Raw genomic sequence first — 21,709 nt, 5'->3', positions numbered from 1 at the left:
TGACCACGAAAGGTGATCATCCTCCGCTTTCTCTTGTCCTCAACAATGTGCTTCTGACCGGGTTTTCCACAGGCCAGCTGTGGGCGTGCGGATGCCGGTGGAATGTCGGTGGTGGTCCGTAGAGTGACCGGCATGACAGCTGAAGAACCCTCAGAATCTCACCTGGACAGCCACATGGACAGCAGTGTGGACAGTCCCGTGGACAGCAGTGTCGACAGCACTGCGGAACCCCCACCCGGGACCCCTCCTGACGTCCCTCCCGATAGCTACCTCAACGCCCCGCAGCTGAACCTCGTGGAACAGTCCCTCGCCGAGGTCTACGACGCGATCAAGGAGGCGGACCGGGAGATGAACCGGGCCGCCGCGAAACGGGCTGATGCGATCTACACCGCGCAGCGGGTGCTCATTGACGTCGGCCGGGCCCGGGCGGAGGCCGCGGTGCAGGCCGGTGGGCGGCGCCCGCCGTGGTCGCCGGAGGAGGCCACGAAGGAAGAGTTCACCTGCGAGGTCGGCGCCCTGCTCCGGCTCCCGCGGCGCACGACGGAGACCCTGATCGAAGCCAGCCGCACCCTGGCCGAAGAACTCCCCGCAACCCGGGAAGCATTGTCCTCCGGGGCGATCAGTTACCGGCACGCGCAAGTGATCATGGATCAGGCGTGGGGCATCCGTATGGGGGATGACCCCGTTTCGGCCGCCCTGGCCCGCGCCGTGTTCGAAGACGTCCTCGTGCCCGACGCGGAAGTCCTGACCGTGGCTAAGCTCGCCGACCGGGCCCGGAGGGTCCGGGAACGCACCCACCCGGAAACCATCACCGCCCGACACCAGAAAAGCGTCGAGGACCGACACGTAGCGTTCCAGGCCCTCAACGACAGCATGGCGTCCCTCTACGTGACCGGCGACGCGGAGAAGATCCAGGCCGCCTACCACCGCACCCTCGATACCGCCCTGACCTTGCAACGCCCGGACGAGGAACGCACGCTGACCCAGCTCGCGGCGGACGTGCTCACCGACGTCCTGATCGGTGGGGTTACCCCGGACGGGACCGGCACAGGGGTGGCCGCTCAGGTCAATGTGACCGTCCCCGTGCTGACCCTCCTCGGGAAAAGCGAGGAACCCGGGTACCTCGCCGGGTACGGGCCGATCGACCCCGACACCGCGAGGCGGCTCGCGGCGGGGGCGCCGAGCTTCACCCGGCTACTCACCCACCCGGAAACCGGGGTCGTGCTCTCCATGGGACGCGACACCTACAAAGTCCCGGCCGCCTTGAAGAAGTGGCTCGAGGTGCGGGATGAAACCTGCACCTTCCCCGGCTGCCGCCGCTCCGCGAAACGCTCCGACGTGGACCACAGCGTCGAATGGCAACACGGCGGCGAAACCGACGCGATGAACCTCGCCCACCTGTGTCCGTATCACCACGCGGTGAAGAGCTACACCCGGTGGACACCACGGCACCTCGGTGACGGTCGTATCGAGTGGACCTCCCCGGCCGGGTACCGCTACATCGTGGAACCCTCCGCCGACATGAGACCACCCAAACATCCCAAACCCGCACCGAAACCACCGGCCCCGATCGTCGACGTCTGGAACCTCAACCCCGAACCCAACGACCCCGACAACCCCAGCCCGTTCTAGGACACTAGGTACAGCTAGGTGTTGCTCGGCAAGAACTGCTGCAGGTACACGCGGAGGTCGGGGTCACAGACGTAGACGTAAGTGCCCCGGATGCCACGGGTGAGCAGGACCGCGTAGATGTTGCTGATGAACCGCAGTAGATCGTCGTCACTGTAGATCCGACCCAGCTGGGAGTTGTTCTCCTTCCCCTTCTTGTCGAAGTACGAGGCGCGATCGACGAACAGCCTGCCTTCGATCGGGTCGTAGCGAAGGTCCTCACCGATGATGACCCCCGCGTAGTTGAGGTCATACCCCTGCACGGTGTGGATCGAGCCGACTTCTTCGAGAGCGTTCGACGATGCGATCCAGTCGGTCTGGGTGCTGTTCCAGCGCAGCCCGTACCCCTCGATCTCGATGTCGAACGCGGCTTTGTCGTTCTTGGTCTTCCACTCCCACGCGTACCCGGCGACGAGTCGCGACAACCCGACCGAGGCATCCTTACGCCTGATCTCCTCGTGCATGGCGGAAATGCTGTCGAACATCCGCAGGTCGTAGCCGTCGAAATCCTCACGGATCGGCGGTTCGGCCTCTCCCTGGGCGGATGCGCCGGATGTAGTCGGCGCGGTGCCGAGCATCCGTCGGACGTAACCGACGTAGTCCGAGCCCGACTGCACCCGCATCTGTGAGAGCAACGGATAGTGACGCTTCGATTCCTTGGCACCGCGAACGAGTGCGTCGAGCAGTTCCGGCGGCACGTCCGCCGGCCGAACGCTTTGCGCCGCGTCCAGGAGGAAGATCTGGTGCGTGCTCTTCGCCCGAATCCAGTCCAGCTGGGTCTTCGTGGTGTCATCGCTACCGAAAAGCCTCCCGGTGATGAGCTTGAAATTCTGGTTCTGGACACCCGAGGGCTGATTGGCGCGCTGGTTCAGCCGGTGCGCCTCATCGACGATCAGCAGGTCGAAGTCCTCGTCCGCGAGTCCCACGTCGAAGGGAGTCAGCACCATGTCCGGACTCAGGCCGGGTGTCTTCACAAACACCTTCTTGATCGACGTGCGGAGCGACTGCTGGGGAATGACAAAGCCGATCCGGATGTCGGTGAGCAGCTCCCGGAATCCCTCGGTGAAGAACTCCGAGAAGAGCGAATCCCGGTCGAGATCCTCAGCGGGACCCGTCGTCGCAATGTCCATGAGCAGTTTGATCAGGTAGATCGCGACCACGGTTTTGCCAGTGCCCGGATCGCCCTGGATCACGGACGTGCTCGAACTGCCGGAGTCCAGGTCGTGGAAGAGTCCCTCGAGAATGTCCTCGACAGCGATCGCCTGGTCCTGGCTGAGCGCCTTGAACGGCGAGAGCTTGAAGAGGTCGCTGTTTTCGATCTCGGGGATGCTTCGAGTGAAGACCCCGTCGCTCCGGAGCTGTTCGAAGACCTCGCGGAAGGTTTCCTGGTAGCGGTCACGGTCGTAGTAGTCAGATTGGGTGATGCCGTCATTGCCGTTCAGGACCCGGTAGAGGCCATCTCCCGCGAGCAGACGGATCAGGTAGGACTCGAGGTCGAGGCAGACGGATTTGTTGAATGTCTCGTCGACGATGACGCGGATCGACTTCAGGTTCTGCTTTCGTGGCGAGTCGAAGTGTTGGCGCATGCGTGCGGCCGCGTTGCGGGACTCTCCGACGTAGACCTCGTTGAATGCGCCGCCCCGCGCCCGGTGTCGGCCGCTCTCGGCGTCATCCAGAACATAGACAACAGGCCAGTTGGTGTTGCGATGGTCGTGGGGCGCCCAGGTCTTCACTGCTTCCGGAGTGAACTCAAGCCGTTCAATCTCAAAAGGCGTCATACTTCGTGCTTCGCCCCCGCGCTTTGTCGACCGGATACTTCTCTCGCGTCACTGCGAGTTTGTCGACGATGATCTGGTTCGGGTCGGCGCCGATCCGCTCAGCGAGGAGGAGGCAGTAGGTGAGCACGTCGGCCAGTTCTTCCCGAACGCGCTCTGGGCTCGCCTCGGCATCCCACTGAAAGCACTCCAGCAGCTCGGCTGCCTCGATAGAGATGCTCTTCGCGAGATTCTCCGGAGTATGGAATTGCGCCCAGTCGCGCTCGGCAACGAATGCCGCGATCTCCTCGCCGACGGAAAATTCCTTCATATCGTCAACGTATCAGCCACCGCGAACCGTTTTCGCTCTCACCGCGGAAGGCACTGGCCCGTCACTCCGGCTAGACGACAACAACGAGCTTGCACCGCGGACACCGATGGCAGGATTCGAGACCCTCGGCCGTGTCCACGCCGTCGGCGAGCATCTCGATGCCGCACACGGGACAGAGCGGGCCGTCCCCGTCGAACTCCCACTCACTCATGCGCGGCGGCCGGGCTGACCACACACCACTCGTTACCCTCGGGGTCCTGGAGCACCTGGAACGATCCGGCGGTGTCGTGATGCGCCTCACCGATGCGGCGCGCTCCGAGCCGTTCGGCCAGGTCTGCGGCCGCCGCAATGTCGTCCACGCGCACGTCCAGGTGCACCCGGTTCTTCACCGTCTTAGTCTCGGGTACCTTCTGGAACGACAGTTGCGTCCAGCCGGGAGGCAGGATGTACCACCAGGCCGCGTCACGCCCCCGTGGCTCGCCGCCGAGCACGCTCGCCCAGAACGTCGCGAGCGCCTCGGGGTCCCTGCAGTCGATGACGACCTCATCAATGTGTCCGATCACCCCTCGATCATATTCAGCGGCGTCGCTCGTCTCTCTACGATGGGAGCCATGGCGCACAACGCGGGCAAGCCCATCATGCTGTTCACCACGGTGCAGGATTGGGAGACCTGGCTCGAGGAGAACGTCGACCACGACGGCATCCGCCTGCAACTCGTGAAGAAGAACTCATCCGCACCGGGCATCAGCTATGACGAGGCCCTCGAGGTGGCCCTGTGCTTCGGCTGGATCGATGGCCAGGCCGGTACCCACGACGATGACTATTTTCTGCGCGCCTTCACCCCGCGTCGGGCCCGCAGCATGTGGTCGCAACGTAATCGCGACGTCGTGGCCCGGCTCATCGAGACCGGGCGGATGCGACCGGCTGGATTCGCGGAGATCGAGCGCGCCCAGACCGACGGACGGTGGGAAGCCGCGTACCGCCAGAAGGACAGTCCCGTCCCGGAAGACCTTCAGGCCGCCCTCGATGCGAGCCCAGTGGCCGCGGAACTGTTCTCGCGACTCTCGTCGCAGAACCGCTTTGCCATCCTGTTCCGCATCAGCGGTGTGAAACGACCCGCCACCCGCGCCGCGAATATCGCGAAGTACGTCGCCATGCTCGAACGCGGAGAGATGATCTACCCCCAGAAACTTTAGGTCAGGCCCCAATTCGGGGGGACAACTCCCGCCGAGCCGACATCCGGCCGCGCGTCGCTGGAGGCGACACTAGGGTCGGAGAAGAGATCATCGTTCTTGGGGGAAATATATGGAATTTTCGGAATTGCTCGCCGCTCTGGCCCTGAAGGTACGCAACCAGCGGGACGCTATTCAAACTGAGGAAGCCACCAAGAACGCTTTCATCATGCCGTTCATCTCCACGATCCTTGGCTATGACGTATTCAACCCCCTCGAAGTGGTCCCGGAATTCACCGCAGACGTGGGTGTCAAGAAAGGCGAGAAGGTCGACTACGCCATCATGCGCGACGGCGAAGTTCAGATCCTCATCGAGTGCAAGAAGTCCAACGAAGCTCTCAAGATCGAACACGCCTCGCAGCTCTTCCGCTATTTCGCCGTCACGAACGCCCGAATTGCTGTGCTCACGAATGGCGAGACGTACCAGTTCTATACGGATCTCGACGCTCCAAACCGGATGGATGAGAAGCCGTTCCTCGTTCTGGACCTGCTTGACATCGACGAGACGCTGATCCCTGAGCTCCGTAAGCTCACGAAGGACGTCTTCGACCTCGACTCCATCATCAATGCCGCCGAAGAGTTGAAGTACATCGGGCAAATCAAGCGAACGATCGCTGCGCAGTTCAAGGAACCGCAGGACGAATGGATCCGGTTCTTCACTACCCGCGTCTACGAAGGCGCCTTCACTCAGAAGGTCCGCGAGCAGTTCACCTCACTCGTCACTAAGGCTACAAAGCAGTTCCTTAACGACCAGGTCAACGATCGCCTCAAGACCGCTCTCGGGTCATCGAGTTTCTCGCCGGCTTTGGCGGACTCGCAGGCCGCGGCGATCACGAGCCAGGACGTCGTTGCGATCGATCTCGAACGCGACACAGAAATCGAGACCACTCTGGAGGAACTCGAGGGGTATCAGATCGTCAAGGCGATCGCCTGCAGCGAGGTCAAGCCACAACGCGTGATGCACCGGGACTCCAAGTCGTACTTCGCCGTTCTCCTCGATGACAACAACCGCAAGCCAATTGCCCGTCTCCATTTCAACGGCAAAAAGCAGAAGTACCTCGGAGTTTTCGACTCCGAAAAGACCGAGACTCGACACCCGATCGACACACTCGACGAAATCTACCTTTACGCAGACGCCATCAGAGGCTCAGTGCAGAGCTACAAGGACTAGACCCAAGGCACGGTCGTCTACTCAGCGCGTGCCACCGCGGACCGGACGAACACCAGGGTTCGCTCGGTGACCACGGGCAATGAGGCGCCCGATTCGATCGCGGCCATGGCCGCCTCGAGCACACCCCTGAGCAGACGGGCGGTGATGGTGAGCTCCGGCACCTCGAGATCGCGCAGTGCCTCGAGGAACGGCGCCGCCTGCTCGCGGTGCAACTCCGAAAGACGCGCCAGGCATTCTGCAGGCAGCTGGGCCGCGGCGAGCGCGGCCGCCGGACGATGCACGCCCTCTGCCGCCAGCCGCAACGTCACCCGCACATAGACGTTGAGCCGTTCCGCCGGAGACGTGACCGAGTCCAGAGCCGACTGGAGCTCGGCATTGCCCCGCGGGAAGGCATCCTCGATCACGGCGGTCAAGATGTCCGCACCGGAGGAAAAGTACTCATAGACGCTGGGACGCGACAAACCGGCTGCAGCGCCGACGGCTGCGGGCGTGACGGCACTGACTCCTCCCTCGATCAGGAGTTCCTTCGCCGCGTTGAGGAGGGCTTCACGTTGTCGAACGCGATGCTCGGCAACGGTCGGGGCTTTGATCCTGGGCATACCCGTCCTCTCGCTCGGCGCCTCGTGACTCTCCAGACTACGAGGTCTGCGCTCGCGGGTGCGGACACTGACAGTAGCGTCAGTGAGTCTGGGCGCTACCCGGGCCACACACCGGCCGCCAGGACCGGACAACGGATCGCGGGCAGCCCCGGCCCCGGTCGACACCTGCGAGAATCCTGTGACTTTTTGCGTTGCACGCAATAATGCAACTACGCAGCATTGCGCACCGTGCAATAATGCATTCATGAACAATTCTTCCGGCCTCGGGCTCCGCGAGCGCAAGCGTGCGCGGACGTCCGAAGTCATCCACGTCGCCGCGGCGGAACTCGCCCTCGAACGCGGGCTCGACGCCGCGACCATCGAAGCGATCAGCGACCGCGCCGGCGTGTCCACCAGGACGTTCTTCAACTACTTCCCGACCAAGGAAGATGCGGTCCTGGGCATCGACGAGGTCGCCGTCTCGGCCGAGCTCGACAAAGTGCGCGGATGCGACGGGGACCTTTTCCTCGCCCTGTTCGACCTGATCACCGCGCTGTTCGAAGCCACAGGCGGCGGGATCAAGTCCGACCTGAAGCGCGACGTCATCCGGAAATACCCGCACTTGATGACCCGCCAGATGGTGCGCGTCGCCGAACTCGAAGACCGCCTCAGTGCGATCGTCGCGGGCTGGCTGGCGAAGGACGCGCGCTTCGCAGAGCAGACCGAGGCCGAGCACCTCGAAGCGGCTCGCATCATCCTCGGCGTCTCCCTCGCCACCGTGCGAATCACCATGAAGAAATGGGCGAGCGATCCCGATCCGGCCACCGGACCACCGGCATCCGCTGCCCCCCGAGAAACGTACGAGCGCGCCATCGCGACGCTCGGAACTGTAATGGAGAAACTCAGATGACGACCGTCCTCACCCGCCCCAGGCAAGTCGAAGAAGCAGGTGTTCCGTCGACCCGCAGCGTGCTGCTCGTCTTCGCCGGCCTCATGGTCGCGATGCTCCTGTCGTCGCTCGACCAGACCATCTTCAGCACCGCGCTGCCGACCATCGTCGGCGAGCTCAATGGTGTCGAGCACATGCTCTGGGTCACCACCGCATACATCCTCGCCTCGACCATCGTGATGCCCGTCTACGGCAAGCTCGGTGACCTCGTCGGTCGCAAGTGGCTGTTCATCGGCGCTATCTCGATCTTCCTGGTGGGCAGCGTCATGGGCGGCCTCGCCGATTCCATGGGCACGCTCATCGCCGGCCGCGCCGTTCAGGGCCTCGGTGGCGGCGGGCTGATGATCCTCGCGCTGGCCATCATCGCCGACGTCGTTCCCGCCCGCCAGCGTGGCAAGTACTCCGGAATCATGGGCGCCGTCTTCGCCGTCTCGAGCGTCGCCGGCCCGCTGCTCGGCGGCTACTTCACCGACGGTCCCGGCTGGCGCTGGGCGTTCTGGATGAACCTCCCGCTCGGACTGATCGCCATCGCCTCCGCCGTCTTCTTCCTGAAGCTGCCCCAGCGCGAATACTCCAAGCCCCGCATCGATTACCCGGGCATGATCGTCCTCGCCCTCGCCGCGACCAGCCTGGTGCTCTTCACGACCTGGGGCGGCAACACCTACGACTGGGATTCGCCCGTCATCCTCGGCCTGATCGTGGCCACGGTCGTGCTTTCCGGTCTCTTCGTGTTCATCGAGAGCCGGGCAGCAGAGCCCGTCATCCCGCTGAAGCTGTTCAGGAACCGCAACTTCAACCTCACCACCGCGGCCGGCCTCATCACCGGTGTCGCCATGTTCGGGGCGCTGGCCTACATGCCGACGTACCTGCAGATGGTCACCGGGGTCGGTGCAACGGATGCCGGCCTGCTCATGATCCCGATGATGGGCGCCCTGCTCATCTCCTCGATCGGTTCCGGCCAGATCGTGTCCCGAACCGGCAAGTACAAGGTCATCCCGATCGTCGGCATGTTCATCACGGCCCTCGGCCTGTTCCTGCTCTCCACCCTCACGGCGACCACCGCCATCTGGATCATGTGCGCCTTCCTCGCCGTGATGGGCTTCGGTCTCGGCCTCTCGATGCAGATCCTCACCCTGGTCGTGCAGAACTCGTTCCCGCGGGCCATCGTGGGAACGGCAACGAGCTCGAACAACTTCTTCCGCCAGATCGGCTCGTCCCTGGGCGCCGCGATCGTGGGCAGCCTGTTCGTCTCCCGGTTGACCGACATCCTCTCGGCGAACCTGCCGGCCGGTGGCACGGGGAGCACCGGAACCAACTCGCTCACCCCGGCGCTCGTCGCCGCCCTGCCCGACGCCGCCCGCACGGTCATCGTCAACGCGTACAACGACGCGCTCGCCCCGATCTTCCTGTTCATGGTGCCGCTCGTGCTGGTCGCAGCCGTGCTGCTGATGTTCGTGGTCGAGAAGCCGCTCGCCACCCACATTGATGAGGGCGAGGGCGAGCAGTCGCTGAACAAGGAGATGCTCGACGAGTCACTCTCCGTGGGTGCCAACCCCACCGCGGAGCCGGTCCTCTCGGTACGCACCGGGCTGATCCGGGTCATCGACCCGAGCGACGGCTCCGCACAGGCGACCCGCATTTAGCAGCCGTTCCCAATCCGGGGTTGTCGGCCCTTCGCACCACGCGCTTCTCAGGCTGGGCGAGGGGCTCCCCCGCGTCGGGAACGGCGAGAGCGCGAGCGCTGCGTCGCACCACCGCCGCGGTCCGATTCAGACGAAGGATGCCTGGATCGCGACGGCCGCCGCTCCCCGCGCCCACGCGGTGAAGCCGGAGCGGTCGACGAGGATACGCACGGGTGCAGCATCCGGGTCGCGGTCGGCACGCACGGCCTCGAGGATGCGAGGTAGCTGCCGATCGGCGAGGCCGACTCCTTCGCCGGACAACACGATTGTCTGAACCATGGCGAGGTTGGCGGATGCGGCGATCAGGCGCCCGAGCGCCCGGGCCGCTGACCCGACGACCTGCGCGGCAACAGGATCACCGGCATCCGCCAGGTCGAGGAGTTCGTCGTACCCAACGTCGCGGGAAAGCCCGACACGCGCGCTCGCCGTCATGCTCGGGATCGACAGCATGGCCGTCGAGCACCCCCGATGTCCCTCTGCGCACAGCGGGCCGGTCGGGTCGAGGGGAAAGTGCCCGCCTAAGCCAAGACCGGTGTCGCTGTTGACGACGGGTCGGTCATGAATGACGAGCCCATAACCGACCCCCGCGCCGATGGTCAGTACGGCGAAATTCTCCATCCCCTTGGCGATCCCGAACCAGTGCTCGGCCGCCGTAAGCGCAACGACGTCGTTCTCGACGACCACCGGAACGCCCAGCGCGGCGTGGAGCATTCCGCCCAGGTCGACACCCTTCCAACCGAGGAAGGGCGCCCGCTCCACCCAACGCGAACGGCCCACCTGGCCTCCGACTGTCACGCCAATGGCCGTCACGCCGTCCATGCCACCGAGCTCCACCGTGGCCCGCACAATGTCCGCAACGACCTGGACCGGCTCATGGCCGGTGAGCTCGATCACGCATTCGGCTCCGAGGTTCGCCCGGAGATCGGTGGTCACGGCGAAGACCTCTCCGGCGGTGAGCTTGACGCCGATGAAACGCTGGGAGTCGACACTCACATCGAGAGGCCGCACGGGACGACCGATCGACCGTTCGATCGTTTCGGGAGCATCAACCAGGAGCCCCTCATCCAACAACGGCTTGCTGAGGCGGGTGAGCGTGGCCGGCGAGAGCCCGAGTCTGCGGCCGAGTTCGCTCCGGGTGATGGGGCCATGAATAAGCACTTCCCGTGCCAGGTCCCGCGCGGGACCGGTGAGGGCGTCACCCCGATGCGCAGCCGTCACCGCACCCTCCGCTCAGAATACGCAGCCGTCTCAATCGGCTTGTTATTTCCATTATGAATCATAATGATCGGCATTTTCTCTTTGAAATGGCCCCAATTAGAGATCCGATCTCGAATGACCCCGACTTCCTTGGGCACGTCGTGTCTGAAACTCGATCTTGACAGTGCGTTATTTCCACTATAGAAATAACACATGCACCGCGACAGCACTGTCCTTCACCTCCGCAATGGCGGCACGAGCGTCATCCTCGATTTCGACGGAGGCGGGTTCCCTGCCGTTGTGCACTGGGGCGAGGATCAGGGCGACCTCTCCGAGAACGAGGTCCAGGCGATCGTCGTGGCTTCCCTCGCGCAACGCGTTTCCGGCGGTCTCGATCAGCCCGCCCGCCTTACGGTACTGCCGCAAGAGTCTGAGGGCTGGCAGGGAACCCCCGGTCTTCGCGGCAGCCGGCAGGGCCGCGCGTTCTCGCCGGACTTCGGTGTGACGGGGGTGGAAAGCGGCCCGTCCACGCTTGTCCTGCTGGCGATCGACGCCGATGCCGGCCTGACGATGCGTCTCGAACTGGGTATCGACTCAGCGGGCGTGCTGAGTCAGACGCTCACGCTGACCAATGCCGGCCTGGATGACTACCAGCTCGAGGACCTCTGCGTCACCGTGCCATTGCCGGGCACGGCAGCGGAAATCCTCGACACGAGCGGTCGGCACCTGCGGGAACGCACTCCGCAACGGCACTCGTTCACCATCGGGCGGTACGAACGTGAAAGTCGAAAGGGGAGGCCGGGTGCCGATGCGACCCTGCTGCTGAGCGCAGGAGCCCCCGGCTTCGGCTTCGAAGCCGGGCTTGTTCACGCGGTCCATCTCGCGTGGAGCGGCAACCATCGGCTCGCCGCCGAAAAACTCGTCACCGGGTCGGTCTTCCTCCAGGCCGGCGAGCTCCTCGCTCCCGGCGAAATTCAGCTGAAGCCAGGACAGAGCTACACCACGCCCACGGTCATCGCCTCCTGGGGCCACGGCCTCAACGAACTGAGCGCGCGCATCCACACCCGGCTCCGTGCCCGCCCCACGCACCCGGCCACCGCGCGTCCGGTCACTCTCAACACGTGGGAGGCCGTTTACTTCGACCACGACCTCGATCGCCTGCTCGGGCTCGCGGATGCCGCCGCCCGGGTCGGCGTGGAACGGTACGTCCTCGACGATGGCTGGTTCCGCGGCCGTCGCGACGACACGAGCGGACTGGGTGACTGGTACGTCGACGACGGAGTATGGCCCGATGGACTCTCCCCGCTCATCGAACGGGTGACCGGACTCGGCATGCAGTTCGGGCTGTGGGTGGAGCCGGAGATGGTCAATCCCGATTCCGAACTCGCGCGAGCGCACCCCGAGTGGATTTTGCAGCCCGGAGGCCGCTTCCCGGTCGAGGGGCGTCAGCAACAGGTCCTCGACCTGTCCCACCCGGATGCCTATGGATACATTCTCGAGCGTCTCGACGCCCTCCTGTCCGAATACCCGATCCGGTACCTGAAATGGGATCACAACCGGGACCTCGTCGACGCGGGAAGCACCCGCACCGGCCGGGCCGCGGTGCACGAGAACGTCCTCGCCCTCTACCGCCTGCTGGACGAGCTGAAGACGCGCCATCCCGGGTTGGAAATCGAAAGCTGCGCCTCAGGCGGAGCCCGCGTCGACCTCGGCATTCTCGACCACACCGACCGCATCTGGACGAGCGACTGCATCGACCCGATCGAACGGCTGACGAACCAGAAGTACACCGGCCTCCTGGTGCCCTACGAATTGATGGGCGCCCACATCGGCGGTCCGGTCTCCCACTCCACGGGTCGCCGTCACGAGCTCTCGCTCCGGGCCGGAGTCGCCCTCTTCGGCCACCTCGGCATCGAGTGGGACATCACCACGCTCACCGAATCGGAGTCCGCGGAGCTGGCCGTCTGGATCGACCTGTATAAGTCTCATCGCCAGCTGTTCCACACCGGCACAGCAGTGCACGTCGACCACCCGGATCCCGCCGTCGACCTCCGGGGAGTGGTGTCCACAGATCGGCGCACCGCGCTTTACGTCTTCACCCAGGTGCGCACGAGCTCCTTCTACCCGGTCGGCCAGCTCCGCTTCGCTGGCCTCGACGACGAGTCCCGCTATCAGGTCAGGATGCTCGCCGAATCTTCGACCGGCCCGGACGCGGGTCAGTCACCCCTGTCCTGGTCCCACCAGCCACTGACCCTCACGGGACGGGCCCTGCGCACCATCGGCGTGCAAGGACCGGTCCTCTTTCCGGAACACCTCGTCATCATCGAGATCACTTCCGCCTGAGGCGGAACCAAGCGCAAGGAGGCGCAATGAGAATCACCAACCGCACCGGGCTACGGCCAAGCAGACGGATCAGGGCAACCGTCGTGGTGGTCGCAGCCGCGACGCTCGTCGGACTCTCCGGATGTTCCGCACCAGATGCCGGCATCGTCACCCTGAACTTTTTCCAGTTCAAGCCGGAAGCCGTCACGGAATTCGCGTCCATCATCGCCGACTTCGAGGCGGAGAACCCGGGAATCCGGGTCATCCAGAACTCGGTGCCTGACCCGGACACGGCCATCCGCACCCTGCTCGTCAAGGACAAAGTGCCCGACGTGCTCACGCTCAATGCCAACGGCAACTACGGCGAGCTCGCCCGGGCGTGCATCTTCGCCGACCTGGCCGGCGCTCCCGTCGCCGCGACGGTCAATCCCGCCGTGCAGAACATCGTCCAGGCCCTCGGAACCTGCGCAGCCGACGGCGCGAAGGAAGTGAACGCACTCCCCTTCGCCAGCAACGCCTCCGGCATCCTGTACAACCCGACCATCTTCGCCCAGAACGGCGTCACCGTACCCGCCACGTGGACCGAGCTGGTTGCGGCGGCCGAAAAGTTCAAGGCCAACGGTGTCTCGCCCTTCTTCTGCACGCTCAAAGACGCGTGGACAGCGTCACCCGCGTTCGTCAACCTCGGCGGAACGCTGATGCCCGATGGATTCTTCGATGCCCTCCGCGGCGAAGGCGCGAACGTCTCCTCGGGCACGGTCTCGTTCCGGAAGGACTTCGCCACCGCGGCCCAGAAGGAAGTCGACTTGTTCAGGTATTGCCAGGACAATTTTGCCAGTCGCGACTACAACGCCGGCAACAAGGCCTTCGCGAACGGCGAGTCCGCGATGTACCTGCAGGGCTCGTACGCGATTCCCGCCATCCGGGCCAATAACCCTCAGGCGAGCATCGGGTCATTCCCCTACCCGGTCACCGATGATCCCGACGCCCGCGTCGTGGTGTCCGGCGTCGACGTCGGCATCGCCATCGGCCGGAACACCGCGCATCCTGCCGAGGCGCAGAAGTTCGTCGACTACCTCATGTCACCCGCGGTCGTGACCGGATACTCCGAGGCACAGAGCACGTTCTCGCCGTTGGCGAACGCCACGCCGAATACGGACACCGCCCTGGCGGGACTCGAACCCTATTTCACCGCCGGAAAGATCGTCGGCTTCATCGACCATCAGATTCCCGCAGCGGTGCCGCTCGTGAACCTCCTGCAGTCGCTGGTGATCAGCGGCGATGCCGGAACCTTCCTGAGCGATCTGGACTCCGAATGGAGCAAGGTCGCCGCTCGCACGACCACTCAGAGACAGGGGAAATGACAATGACGTCACCAACATCGGTCCGGACCAGGAAACACCGGCCGGAACCCGCAGTATCGGCGCCGGCATCCGCCCGGTCGTCATTCGCCCGCACCCCGCGCACCTTCTACTGGATGGTGGTGCCGGCCGTTGTGATCTTCTTCGGCCTGCACACCGTCCCGGTGCTCTCCGGAATGTTCTTCAGCCTGACCAACTACGCCGGCTATGGCACCTGGGATTTCGTCGGCCTGTCCAACTACGTCAACCTGTTCCAGGACGACCGCGTGCTCAATTCCTACGGGTTCACCTTCGGGTTCGCGATCGTGTCCACCGTTCTGGTCAACGTGATCGCCCTGGCCATCGCCCTCGGCCTGAACTCGAAGATCAAATTCCAGGCGGCCTTCCGCGGGGTCTTCTTCATCCCCTACGTGCTGGCCATCCTGATCATCGGGTATGTCTTCAACTACCTCTTCGCGAATTCCTTCCCTGCGATCTTCACGGCGCTCGGGATGCCGGACCTGGCCACGAACGTGCTGGCCAGCCCCGACTTCGCCTGGGTCGGCATCGTGATCACAACGGTGTGGCAGGCAGCGGCGTTCAATGTCATCCTCTATCTGGCAGGCCTGCAGACCATCTCCGCGGACCTCTACGAAGCGGCGTCCATCGACGGCGCTTCCGGGTGGCGCCGGTTCCGATCGATCACGTTCCCGCTCATCGGCGCCTACTTCACCATCAACATGGTGCTGTCGTTCAAGTCGTTCCTGCAGGTCTTCGACCAGATCGTCGCGCTCACCGCCGGAGGTCCGGGCACGTCCACAGAATCCATCGCCCTGGTCATCTTCCGTGGCGGCTTCCAGGGCGGAGAGTACGGGTACCAGATGGCCAACGCCGTCATCTACCTCTTCGTCATCATCATTGTTTCATTCGTCCAGCTGCGCTTCCTGCAGCGCCGGGAGGCGAGCTTCTCATGACCGACACCCTGATCACCCCGACCGCGCCATCGTCGAACGTGCCCGATCCGGGCTCCGCGAAGCCCCGCAACCGCCGACGCCTCGACGGCGGAAACGGCGGCACTAACTGGTGGCTGACCGCACTCATCGCGGTGTGCTCCCTCACCGTACTGATCCCGCTGTACTTCACCGTCGTCACTGCACTCAAGACGCCGGACCAGCTCGGCGGCACCGGGTTCGAACTGCCCACCAGCATCCGCTGGGAGAACTTCGCGGATGCCTACGAGCTCACGAACTTTCCCCGCGCCCTGCTCAACACCGCCTTGATCACGGTGGGCGCGGTGTTCCTCACCTTGCTCACCAATTCGCTCGTGGCCTACGCGATCGCCCGCAACATGCACAAGAAATTCTTCAAGGGACTGTACTTCTACTTCCTCGCCGCGATCTTCGTGCCGTTCCCGATCATCATGCTCCCGGTGGTCAAGGAGACCGCGGTTCTCGGAATCGACACCCCCGTCGGCCTGATCCTGCTGTACACGGTGTATGGGCTCTCGTTCAACATCTTCATCTTCGTCGCGTACATCGACTCCATTCCGGTCGAGCTGGAGGAGGCCGCCCGCCTCGACGGTGCGAGCACCTGGACCGTGTTCTGGAAGGTGATCTTCCCGTTGCTCTCCCCCATGAACGCGACCGTCGGCATCCTCACCTGCGTCTGGGCATGGAACGACTTCCTGTTGCCGCTGGTGGTGCTGTCCGACCCCTCGGCGCAGACACTTCCACTGGCGCAGTTCATCTTCCAGGGCCAGTTCAACACGAACTACCCCGTGGCCTTCGCCTCGTATCTGATGGCCCTCGCACCGCTCTTGGTCGTATATGTGATCGCCCAGAAGTGGGTCGTGAGCGGGGTCACCCGCGGTTCGGTCAAGTAAGTAGCCAGGATCCGCCGGTATCCCGGCGTGGCCTGCGGCCGGTGTGGATCTACTGCGAACGCAGTAGATCCACACCGGCCGTCGCGCGTCCCGGAATGAGAGGATCGAGAGGTGACGATGTCGGCCTCCCCCAGAGAACTCGCCGCCTATCGACCCCGCTGGTACCGCAATCCGCGAACGCTCGACCTGGCCGCGGTCGCGGTCACCCTCGTCGCTGCGGCGACCGAATTCAGTGTTCCCCTGATCGACGGAACGAGCCTCTTCGGCTATCTGCCCCTGACCCTCTCGCTCCTCGGCGTCCTCGTCTCCCGACGGTATCCCTGGACCGGCATCGTGATCGTCACCCTGACTCCGCTGTTCGCGGCCGCGGTCGGCTGGGATCCGCTGATCACCTGGAACCTTGCCGTGTTCACCGCCTTCTCCGTCACCCTCCGCGCACTTCCGGGCATCTGGGTCGGCCTGCTCGTCGGGCCCAGCCTGTATTTCGCCGCCGTGATGTACAACGGAATCGGTTTCGGCAGCCCGGCCGCGCTGACCGCGTTCGCCTTCGGCTTCATGGCCGCCGCGGCCGGTAGCGCGGTGCGCAGCCACGACCGCTATCGCAACGAACTGCAACAGCGCACCCTCGACGCCCTAGCCGCACGGGACACCGAGGCGAACGGCCGCGTCACCGAGGAACGCCTCCGGATCGCCCGCGACCTGCACGACGTGATCGGGCACGAGGTGGCCGTGCTCGGAATCCACCTGGGCGTCGCCGAAGTGAACCTGCCGAGCGACGCCGCCGTCGCCCGCGAATCCCTGCATTCGGCGCGCACGAGTGTCCAATCCGTCCTGCTCGAGACCCAGCGCATTTTGCACGTGCTGCGCTCCGACACCATCGAGGCCCGCGACTCGGGCGCCGGCTTGCGGCCGACGCCGGACTTCTCCGGGATACCCGATCTCATCGAATCCTGCCGGAACACCGGGGTCGATGTCCGGGCTGACCTCGCCCAGGCACCCGCCGCGCTCGATCCCGAAGTGAGCACCGCCGCATTCCGGATCGTGCAGGAGGCCCTGACGAATTCCCAGCGCCACGGTTCGGGACCGGTCACGCTGAGCACGACCGTGGCCGCCTCCGTCCTGACGATCACGGTCTCCAATCCGAAGACCGTGCGCACCGCGAAGATCGCCTCACCTGCGCGGACACGGACGGGGGCAGACCTGGCCCCGCGCCGCGGTTACGGTCTCGTCGGAATGCGGGAACGCGCCGCATCCGCCGGCGGGAAGCTCGTTGTCGACGACCGTGACGACCACTTCCAGGTCACCGCGACCCTCCGCGTCGACGGGGGCAGGATCCGATGATTCGGGTCATGATCGTCGACGACCAGGAAATGATCCGGGTCGGACTGCGGGCCATTCTCGCCCCGGAGCCGGGCATCGACGTCGTGGCGGATGCCGCCGACGGTTTCGACGCCCTCCAGCAGATCGTCGGGCTGTCCGTCGATGTGATCCTGATGGACATCCGGATGCCCGGAATCGACGGCGTCGAAGCCACCCGGCGCCTGCGCCTCGACTATCCGCCTGACGACCTCCGCATCATCATCCTGACCACGTTCGAAAACGACGAGAACGTCTTTGCGGCCCTTCGCGCCGGAGCGAACGGCTTCCTCAGCAAGGGAATCGGACCGACCGAGCTGGTGGCCGGGATCGTCGACGTCGCCTCCGGTGGTGGCGCGCTGTCCGCCGCCGCGACCGCGGCTCTCATCCATCACGTCGCCGAGGAACATGGCCCGGCTGTCGACGCGGCCATGGTCGACCGCTTCTCCGTGCTCACTCCCCGGGAACGTGACGTCGTCATCGCTATCGCGACCGGACGCGACAATGCCCAGATCGCAGAGGACATGTTCGTCTCGCCATACACGGTGAAGACGCATGCCAACCGGGCGATGATGAAGCTCGGCGCCCGCGACCGCGCCCAGCTCGTGACCTTCGCCTACCGCGCCGGGCTCTCCGCGTAACCGGTTCGCTCGCGCATCCGTCTACTGCGCACGCAGTAGACCGGCCGATGCGCCTGGACGAGGCGGCCGAACCGCCCCGCGGGAACGATAGGAACTGTCCCTGCCGAATGGCAGCATCCGCCGTCCTCAACCGGCCCATGGCGCATGCGCGGACCCCTTCGTTCCCCAGCCCTAGGAGCATCATGGCCACGTTTCTTTCCCTCATCGGGCGTTTCAGCGCCCGACACCGGCTGGTGGTGATCGGCGCTTGGCTGCTGATCGTCACCGTCCTCATCGGCACGCTGGTCATCGCAAGCGGCCAGGGATCCCCCGGAACCGCCTCCTCGTCCATCCCGAGCACACAGTCCTCCCAGGCACTGGAGCGGATGAGCCAGGAATTCCCCGACCTGGGCACCAGCACTCCCGCCTCGCTGCAGCTCGTCTTCCAGTCCGACACGGGCGCCGCCGTCACGGATGCGGCCGTCACCGCTCAGATCGCCGGTGTACTGACCGACGCAGCGGGCATCCCGGACATCGCCTTCGTCAGCGATCCGTTCGACGCGCAGAAGCCGTACATCTCCCAGGACGGAAGCACCGCTGTTGCGACGCTGAGCTTCGGCGACCTCTCCGCCGACCAGCAGAAAGCCTCCTACCAGGCCGCCCTCACCGTGCAAGCGGATGCCCCTGACGGCCTCCGGGTCGAGATCGGTGGAAACCTGGTCCCGCTCGGCGCCCCGCCGGCGGGCATCGGTGAGGGCGTCGGAGTGATCGTCGCCTTCCTCGTACTGATCCTCACCTTCGGGTCGCTCCTCGCGGCCGGGGCGAACCTCCTGATCGCCGTCTTCGGCGTCGGCGTCGGCCTGGTGGGCGTTCTCGCCTATGGGGCGCTCACCCCGATCGGCGACACGACCATCATCCTCGCGCCGATGCTCGGCCTCGCCGTCGGGATCGACTACAGCCTGTTCATCCTGACCCGGTTCCGCGCCGAGCTCCGCACCGGCAGGAACGTCGAAGACTCCGTCGCCCGAACAACGGGAACGGCCGGAAGCTCGGTCGTGTTCGCCGGCCTCACCGTCATCATCGCCCTGGTCGGCCTCCTCGTCGCGAACATCAGCTTCATCACGGAAATGGGTATCGCCGCAGCCTTCGCCATCCTCGTCTCCGTCCTGATGGCCCTGACCCTCCTCCCGGTCCTGATGCGCACCCTCGGACGCCGGGTGCTGCCGAAGAAGGAACGCACCCGCCGCACGAACGCCGTCGAGACGCACACCGATGGCTCGCCGGACGCGCACTCATCGACTCGGACAGGCTTCCTCCGGAGCTGGGGAACGTTTGTCGTCGCCCACCCGGTCCGGTCGCTCCTCGCCGGCGTTGTCGTGCTCGTCATCGTCGCCGCACCCATCCTCAGCATGAAGACGGCCTTCAGCATCCCCGGCGGCGCCGACCCGACCTCGACGCAACGGACGGCTTACAACCTCATCATCGACGAATTCGGCGGGGTGCAAAGCCCACTCGTGGTGCTCGCCGAAGCCGACGGCGGCATCACCGCACAGACCACATCCGTCCAGGACGCACTCGCCGGCCTTCCCGGTGTCCAGATGGTCGTTCCCGGCCCGATCAGCGCCGACGGAAACGTCGCGCTCCTGACGGTGATCCCCGCAGAAGGCCCTATCGATCAGCAGACGAAGGACCTGGTCCAGCAGATCCGCACCGACGCAGACTCGGTGCCCGGAGTCCACCTCGAGGTTACCGGAGAGACCGCGATCGGAATCGACCAGGACCAGGCCCTGCAGGACGCGCTGATCCGGTACCTCATCGTCATCGTCGTCATTTCGCTGGTGCTGTTGATCGTCATGTTCCGATCGCTGCTCATCCCGCTCATCGCCACCCTCGGTTACCTGCTCTCCGTCGGAGCATCCTTCGGCGCGAGCGTCGCCGTCTTCCAGTGGGACTGGCTCGATGCCCTGATCCCGGCGCCCCAGGGCGACCCGATGATGAGCATCCTGCCGATCCTGCTCGTCGGCGTGCTCTTCGGGCTGGCCATGGACTACCAGGTGTTCCTGGTATCCCGGATCCAGGAGATGCACAACACCGGAATGTCGCCGAAGCAGGCGATCATCGAAGGATTCTCCCGCTCGGGCCCCGTCCTGGTGGCCGCGGCGACGATCATGACCGTCGTCTTCGCGGGCTTTGCGACGAGCACCTTCCCGATCGCCGCATCCATCGCCTTCGGACTCGTGGTCGGGGTGATGGCCGACGCCTTCATCGTGCGCCTCATCCTGATGCCCGCACTGATGTCCCTGCTGGGATCGGCCGCCTGGTGGCTGCCGAAGTGGCTCGATCGCCTGCTCCCGAACCTCGATATGGAAGGCCATGCACTCGACGAGCGCCCCGAGTCCGAGGCCGACAAGCGTGAGGCTCTTCTCGTCTCCGAATAGCTGTACTGAGCCGGCGATTGGGCCTCGCCGCCCTAGCTGACCGCCTTCTCCAACATCGCCACCAGGCGCTCCTGGTCGGCGGCGGTCAGCTTGGTCACGGCATAGGAGGTCGGCCAGAAGTCACCCTCGTCAAGGTGAGCATCGGGCTGAAAACCGATCGTCGCGTAGCGGACCTTGAACTTGGCGGCGCTCTGGAAGAACACCACAACCTTGCCGTCCGCGTTTGCGTAGGCGGGCATCCCGTACCAGGTCTTCGCCTGAAGGGCCGTGTGGCTCGTCACCAGCCGATGGAGGATCTCGGCCAGCTCCTTGTCCGTGCCATTCATATCGTCGATCGCAGCGAGGCACGCGGCCTGCAGGTCGGCGCCCGCTTGTGCGGCCTTCGCCTCGGCAGCCGCGGCCTTCATCGCAGCCTTTTCCTCTTTGCTGAAAGCGTTGCTCATGACTGCCCCATTCACTGGTCCACTGACGGAGATCGAATCAAGTAAAGCACCGGAAGCCGTCGTCGCCTCGGTGGGTGATGTGGATCCTAAAAGCCATTCATGGGCGCCCCTGGCCGCTCACAACGAGGTCACGGTCGAGTTTCTGCCTCGGTGGGCTCGACATCGAGCAGGACCTCGTTACGACGCAGGAACGAGGGCATGAACGGTGGATCGAAACGGGCGAAACGGGACTCTCCCCGGGCCGTGTACCCGGCGGCGAGTATCGCTTCCCGCAGCATCTCCAGATGGCGCGCGTACCCGGCCTCGTCCCAGCGGCCGCGATACCTCGCCGCCGCGGTGAGACTCCCCGGAACGCTCCTCAGCCGCACCTCCCGGCCGGTCGGTTGCGGAGCCGTCTCGATCGTGAAGCCTGCGGGGAGCACGAAGGCAACGCGGAACGTCCCCTCCACCTCACGATCACCCTGCTTCCCGCCGAGGGTCTCCTGGACGACGGGGGCGGTCATCGCGATCTTCGTCGACACCCCGGCCTGCACGACAGGCGCAGTCATTGCGACCTTCTGGCGAACGGAATTCTCGCCACTGATATAGGCGAACAGGTACCGGAATGCACGATTGCCGGCATCTTCGAATGACCCCGTCGTGATGACCTCGGCGACGAGATGCTCCGGGTAACGGCGCAACTCGAAACCATCGGAGTTTCCCACGACCGTATAGGGCTGTTGTTCGGTCATGCTCCCAAGCTACTC

General features: G+C 64.8%; 19 protein-coding genes. 12 read left to right on the top strand and 7 right to left on the bottom strand.

Annotation, left to right across the window (positions count from 1 at the left end):
• Window positions 1-132 precede the first annotated feature (132 nt).
• Window positions 133-1,632, top strand: coding sequence for an HNH endonuclease signature motif containing protein (locus MQH31_RS02760; RefSeq protein ID WP_243010821.1), 1,500 nt, complete (start codon window positions 133-135; stop codon window positions 1,630-1,632).
• A gap of 14 nt (window positions 1,633-1,646) precedes the next feature.
• Here the strand turns inward: MQH31_RS02760 and MQH31_RS02755 are convergent, their stop codons facing one another.
• The 3 genes from MQH31_RS02755 to MQH31_RS02745 form a co-directional block, all read right to left on the bottom strand.
• Window positions 1,647-3,446: a DUF2075 domain-containing protein gene (locus tag MQH31_RS02755; protein ID WP_243010820.1), complete on the bottom strand. Its 1,800-nt coding sequence runs from the start codon at window positions 3,444-3,446 to the stop codon at window positions 1,647-1,649.
• Window positions 3,433-3,753, bottom strand: a complete 321-nt coding sequence (locus MQH31_RS02750; protein ID WP_243010819.1) for a nucleotide pyrophosphohydrolase — start codon at window positions 3,751-3,753, stop codon at window positions 3,433-3,435. The genes MQH31_RS02755 and MQH31_RS02750 overlap by 14 nt, the downstream gene beginning before the upstream one ends.
• A gap of 203 nt (window positions 3,754-3,956) precedes the next feature.
• Window positions 3,957-4,316, bottom strand: coding sequence for a VOC family protein (locus tag MQH31_RS02745; RefSeq protein WP_243010818.1), 360 nt, complete (start codon window positions 4,314-4,316; stop codon window positions 3,957-3,959).
• 48 nt (window positions 4,317-4,364) lie between these two features.
• Here MQH31_RS02745 and MQH31_RS02740 point away from each other — a divergent pair, with 48 nt between their 5' ends.
• The gene (locus MQH31_RS02740; RefSeq protein ID WP_243010817.1) at window positions 4,365-4,949 is read left to right on the top strand and encodes a YdeI/OmpD-associated family protein; all 585 of its coding nucleotides are present in this window, start codon (window positions 4,365-4,367) and stop codon (window positions 4,947-4,949) included.
• A gap of 109 nt (window positions 4,950-5,058) precedes the next feature.
• Window positions 5,059-6,156 (top strand): type I restriction endonuclease, encoded by a 1,098-nt coding sequence (locus MQH31_RS02735; RefSeq protein ID WP_243010816.1) that lies wholly within the window; start codon window positions 5,059-5,061, stop codon window positions 6,154-6,156.
• Window positions 6,157-6,173: 17 nt separating this feature from the next.
• Here MQH31_RS02735 and MQH31_RS02730 read toward each other — a convergent pair whose 3' ends face one another.
• Entirely contained in the window at window positions 6,174-6,755 is a 582-nt protein-coding gene (locus MQH31_RS02730) for a TetR/AcrR family transcriptional regulator (protein WP_243010815.1), read from the bottom strand.
• A 244-nt stretch (window positions 6,756-6,999) separates the two neighbouring features.
• Between MQH31_RS02730 and MQH31_RS02725 the strand changes: the two genes are divergently transcribed.
• Complete coding sequence (locus MQH31_RS02725; RefSeq protein ID WP_134535371.1) at window positions 7,000-7,644, top strand: TetR/AcrR family transcriptional regulator; 645 nt, start codon at window positions 7,000-7,002, stop codon at window positions 7,642-7,644.
• Entirely contained in the window at window positions 7,641-9,326 is a 1,686-nt protein-coding gene (locus tag MQH31_RS02720) for an MDR family MFS transporter (RefSeq protein WP_243010814.1), read from the top strand. Before MQH31_RS02725 ends, MQH31_RS02720 begins: the two co-directional genes overlap by 4 nt.
• A 126-nt stretch (window positions 9,327-9,452) precedes the next feature.
• Here the strand turns inward: MQH31_RS02720 and MQH31_RS02715 are convergent, their stop codons facing one another.
• On the bottom strand, window positions 9,453-10,523 hold the full coding sequence (locus MQH31_RS02715; RefSeq protein ID WP_243010813.1) for an ROK family transcriptional regulator: 1,071 nt from the start codon (window positions 10,521-10,523) through the stop codon (window positions 9,453-9,455).
• A 252-nt stretch (window positions 10,524-10,775) separates the two neighbouring features.
• Here MQH31_RS02715 and MQH31_RS02710 point away from each other — a divergent pair, with 252 nt between their 5' ends.
• From MQH31_RS02710 to MQH31_RS02680, 7 genes are all read left to right on the top strand, one after another.
• Window positions 10,776-12,905, top strand: coding sequence for an alpha-galactosidase (locus MQH31_RS02710; protein ID WP_243010812.1), 2,130 nt, complete (start codon window positions 10,776-10,778; stop codon window positions 12,903-12,905).
• A gap of 26 nt (window positions 12,906-12,931) precedes the next feature.
• Window positions 12,932-14,248, top strand: a complete 1,317-nt coding sequence (locus MQH31_RS02705) for an ABC transporter substrate-binding protein (RefSeq protein ID WP_243010811.1) — start codon at window positions 12,932-12,934, stop codon at window positions 14,246-14,248.
• 2 nt (window positions 14,249-14,250) lie between these two features.
• Complete coding sequence (locus MQH31_RS02700) at window positions 14,251-15,198, top strand: carbohydrate ABC transporter permease (RefSeq protein WP_243010810.1); 948 nt, start codon at window positions 14,251-14,253, stop codon at window positions 15,196-15,198.
• Window positions 15,195-16,106, top strand: a complete 912-nt coding sequence (locus MQH31_RS02695) for a carbohydrate ABC transporter permease (RefSeq protein ID WP_243010809.1) — start codon at window positions 15,195-15,197, stop codon at window positions 16,104-16,106. The genes MQH31_RS02700 and MQH31_RS02695 overlap by 4 nt, the downstream gene beginning before the upstream one ends.
• A gap of 117 nt (window positions 16,107-16,223) precedes the next feature.
• Window positions 16,224-17,447, top strand: coding sequence for a sensor histidine kinase (locus tag MQH31_RS02690; protein WP_243011654.1), 1,224 nt, complete (start codon window positions 16,224-16,226; stop codon window positions 17,445-17,447).
• An 8-nt stretch (window positions 17,448-17,455) separates the two neighbouring features.
• On the top strand, window positions 17,456-18,103 hold the full coding sequence (locus MQH31_RS02685) for a response regulator transcription factor (RefSeq protein ID WP_243010808.1): 648 nt from the start codon (window positions 17,456-17,458) through the stop codon (window positions 18,101-18,103).
• Between the two features lie 182 nt (window positions 18,104-18,285).
• Window positions 18,286-20,520 carry an MMPL family transporter gene (locus tag MQH31_RS02680; RefSeq protein ID WP_243010807.1) on the top strand — a complete coding sequence of 745 codons (2,235 nt, stop codon included), beginning with the start codon at window positions 18,286-18,288 and terminating at the stop codon, window positions 20,518-20,520.
• Window positions 20,521-20,552: 32 nt separating this feature from the next.
• On the opposite strand, the gene MQH31_RS02675 is transcribed toward MQH31_RS02680, so the two are convergent.
• The gene (locus MQH31_RS02675) at window positions 20,553-20,963 is read right to left on the bottom strand and encodes a hypothetical protein (protein WP_243010806.1); all 411 of its coding nucleotides are present in this window, start codon (window positions 20,961-20,963) and stop codon (window positions 20,553-20,555) included.
• A 128-nt stretch (window positions 20,964-21,091) separates the two neighbouring features.
• Window positions 21,092-21,694 carry an SOUL family heme-binding protein gene (locus tag MQH31_RS02670; protein ID WP_243010805.1) on the bottom strand — a complete coding sequence of 201 codons (603 nt, stop codon included), beginning with the start codon at window positions 21,692-21,694 and terminating at the stop codon, window positions 21,092-21,094.
• Between the last annotated feature and the right edge of the window lie 15 nt (window positions 21,695-21,709).

Source organism: Cryobacterium zhongshanensis, assembly GCF_022760445.1.
In the GTDB taxonomy this organism is placed as follows: Bacteria; Actinomycetota; Actinomycetes; order Actinomycetales; family Microbacteriaceae; genus Cryobacterium; species Cryobacterium algoricola.
Note: the sequence above shows the minus strand (reverse complement) of the source record. Positions and strands in the feature narration are given on the sequence as shown.

What these genes read in the sequence shown, in the direction of transcription:
- MQH31_RS02750 (WP_243010819.1), bottom strand. Translation starts at nt 3,753, where the DNA reads ATGAAGGAATTTTCCGTCGGCGAGGAGATCGCGGCATTCGTTGCCGAG.
- MQH31_RS02735 (WP_243010816.1), top strand. Translation starts at nt 5,059, where the DNA reads ATGGAATTTTCGGAATTGCTCGCCGCTCTGGCCCTGAAGGTACGCAAC.
- MQH31_RS02680 (WP_243010807.1), top strand. Translation starts at nt 18,286, where the DNA reads ATGGCCACGTTTCTTTCCCTCATCGGGCGTTTCAGCGCCCGACACCGG.
- MQH31_RS02725 (WP_134535371.1), top strand. Translation starts at nt 7,000, where the DNA reads ATGAACAATTCTTCCGGCCTCGGGCTCCGCGAGCGCAAGCGTGCGCGG.
- MQH31_RS02705 (WP_243010811.1), top strand. Translation starts at nt 12,932, where the DNA reads ATGAGAATCACCAACCGCACCGGGCTACGGCCAAGCAGACGGATCAGG.
- MQH31_RS02690 (WP_243011654.1), top strand. Translation starts at nt 16,224, where the DNA reads ATGTCGGCCTCCCCCAGAGAACTCGCCGCCTATCGACCCCGCTGGTAC.
- MQH31_RS02685 (WP_243010808.1), top strand. Translation starts at nt 17,456, where the DNA reads ATGATCGTCGACGACCAGGAAATGATCCGGGTCGGACTGCGGGCCATT.
- MQH31_RS02740 (WP_243010817.1), top strand. Translation starts at nt 4,365, where the DNA reads ATGGCGCACAACGCGGGCAAGCCCATCATGCTGTTCACCACGGTGCAG.
- MQH31_RS02675 (WP_243010806.1), bottom strand. Translation starts at nt 20,963, where the DNA reads ATGAGCAACGCTTTCAGCAAAGAGGAAAAGGCTGCGATGAAGGCCGCG.
- MQH31_RS02730 (WP_243010815.1), bottom strand. Translation starts at nt 6,755, where the DNA reads ATGCCCAGGATCAAAGCCCCGACCGTTGCCGAGCATCGCGTTCGACAA.
- MQH31_RS02760 (WP_243010821.1), top strand. Translation starts at nt 133, where the DNA reads ATGACAGCTGAAGAACCCTCAGAATCTCACCTGGACAGCCACATGGAC.
- MQH31_RS02755 (WP_243010820.1), bottom strand. Translation starts at nt 3,446, where the DNA reads ATGACGCCTTTTGAGATTGAACGGCTTGAGTTCACTCCGGAAGCAGTG.
- MQH31_RS02670 (WP_243010805.1), bottom strand. Translation starts at nt 21,694, where the DNA reads ATGACCGAACAACAGCCCTATACGGTCGTGGGAAACTCCGATGGTTTC.
- MQH31_RS02720 (WP_243010814.1), top strand. Translation starts at nt 7,641, where the DNA reads ATGACGACCGTCCTCACCCGCCCCAGGCAAGTCGAAGAAGCAGGTGTT.
- MQH31_RS02695 (WP_243010809.1), top strand. Translation starts at nt 15,195, where the DNA reads ATGACCGACACCCTGATCACCCCGACCGCGCCATCGTCGAACGTGCCC.
- MQH31_RS02700 (WP_243010810.1), top strand. Translation starts at nt 14,251, where the DNA reads ATGACGTCACCAACATCGGTCCGGACCAGGAAACACCGGCCGGAACCC.
- MQH31_RS02710 (WP_243010812.1), top strand. Translation starts at nt 10,776, where the DNA reads ATGCACCGCGACAGCACTGTCCTTCACCTCCGCAATGGCGGCACGAGC.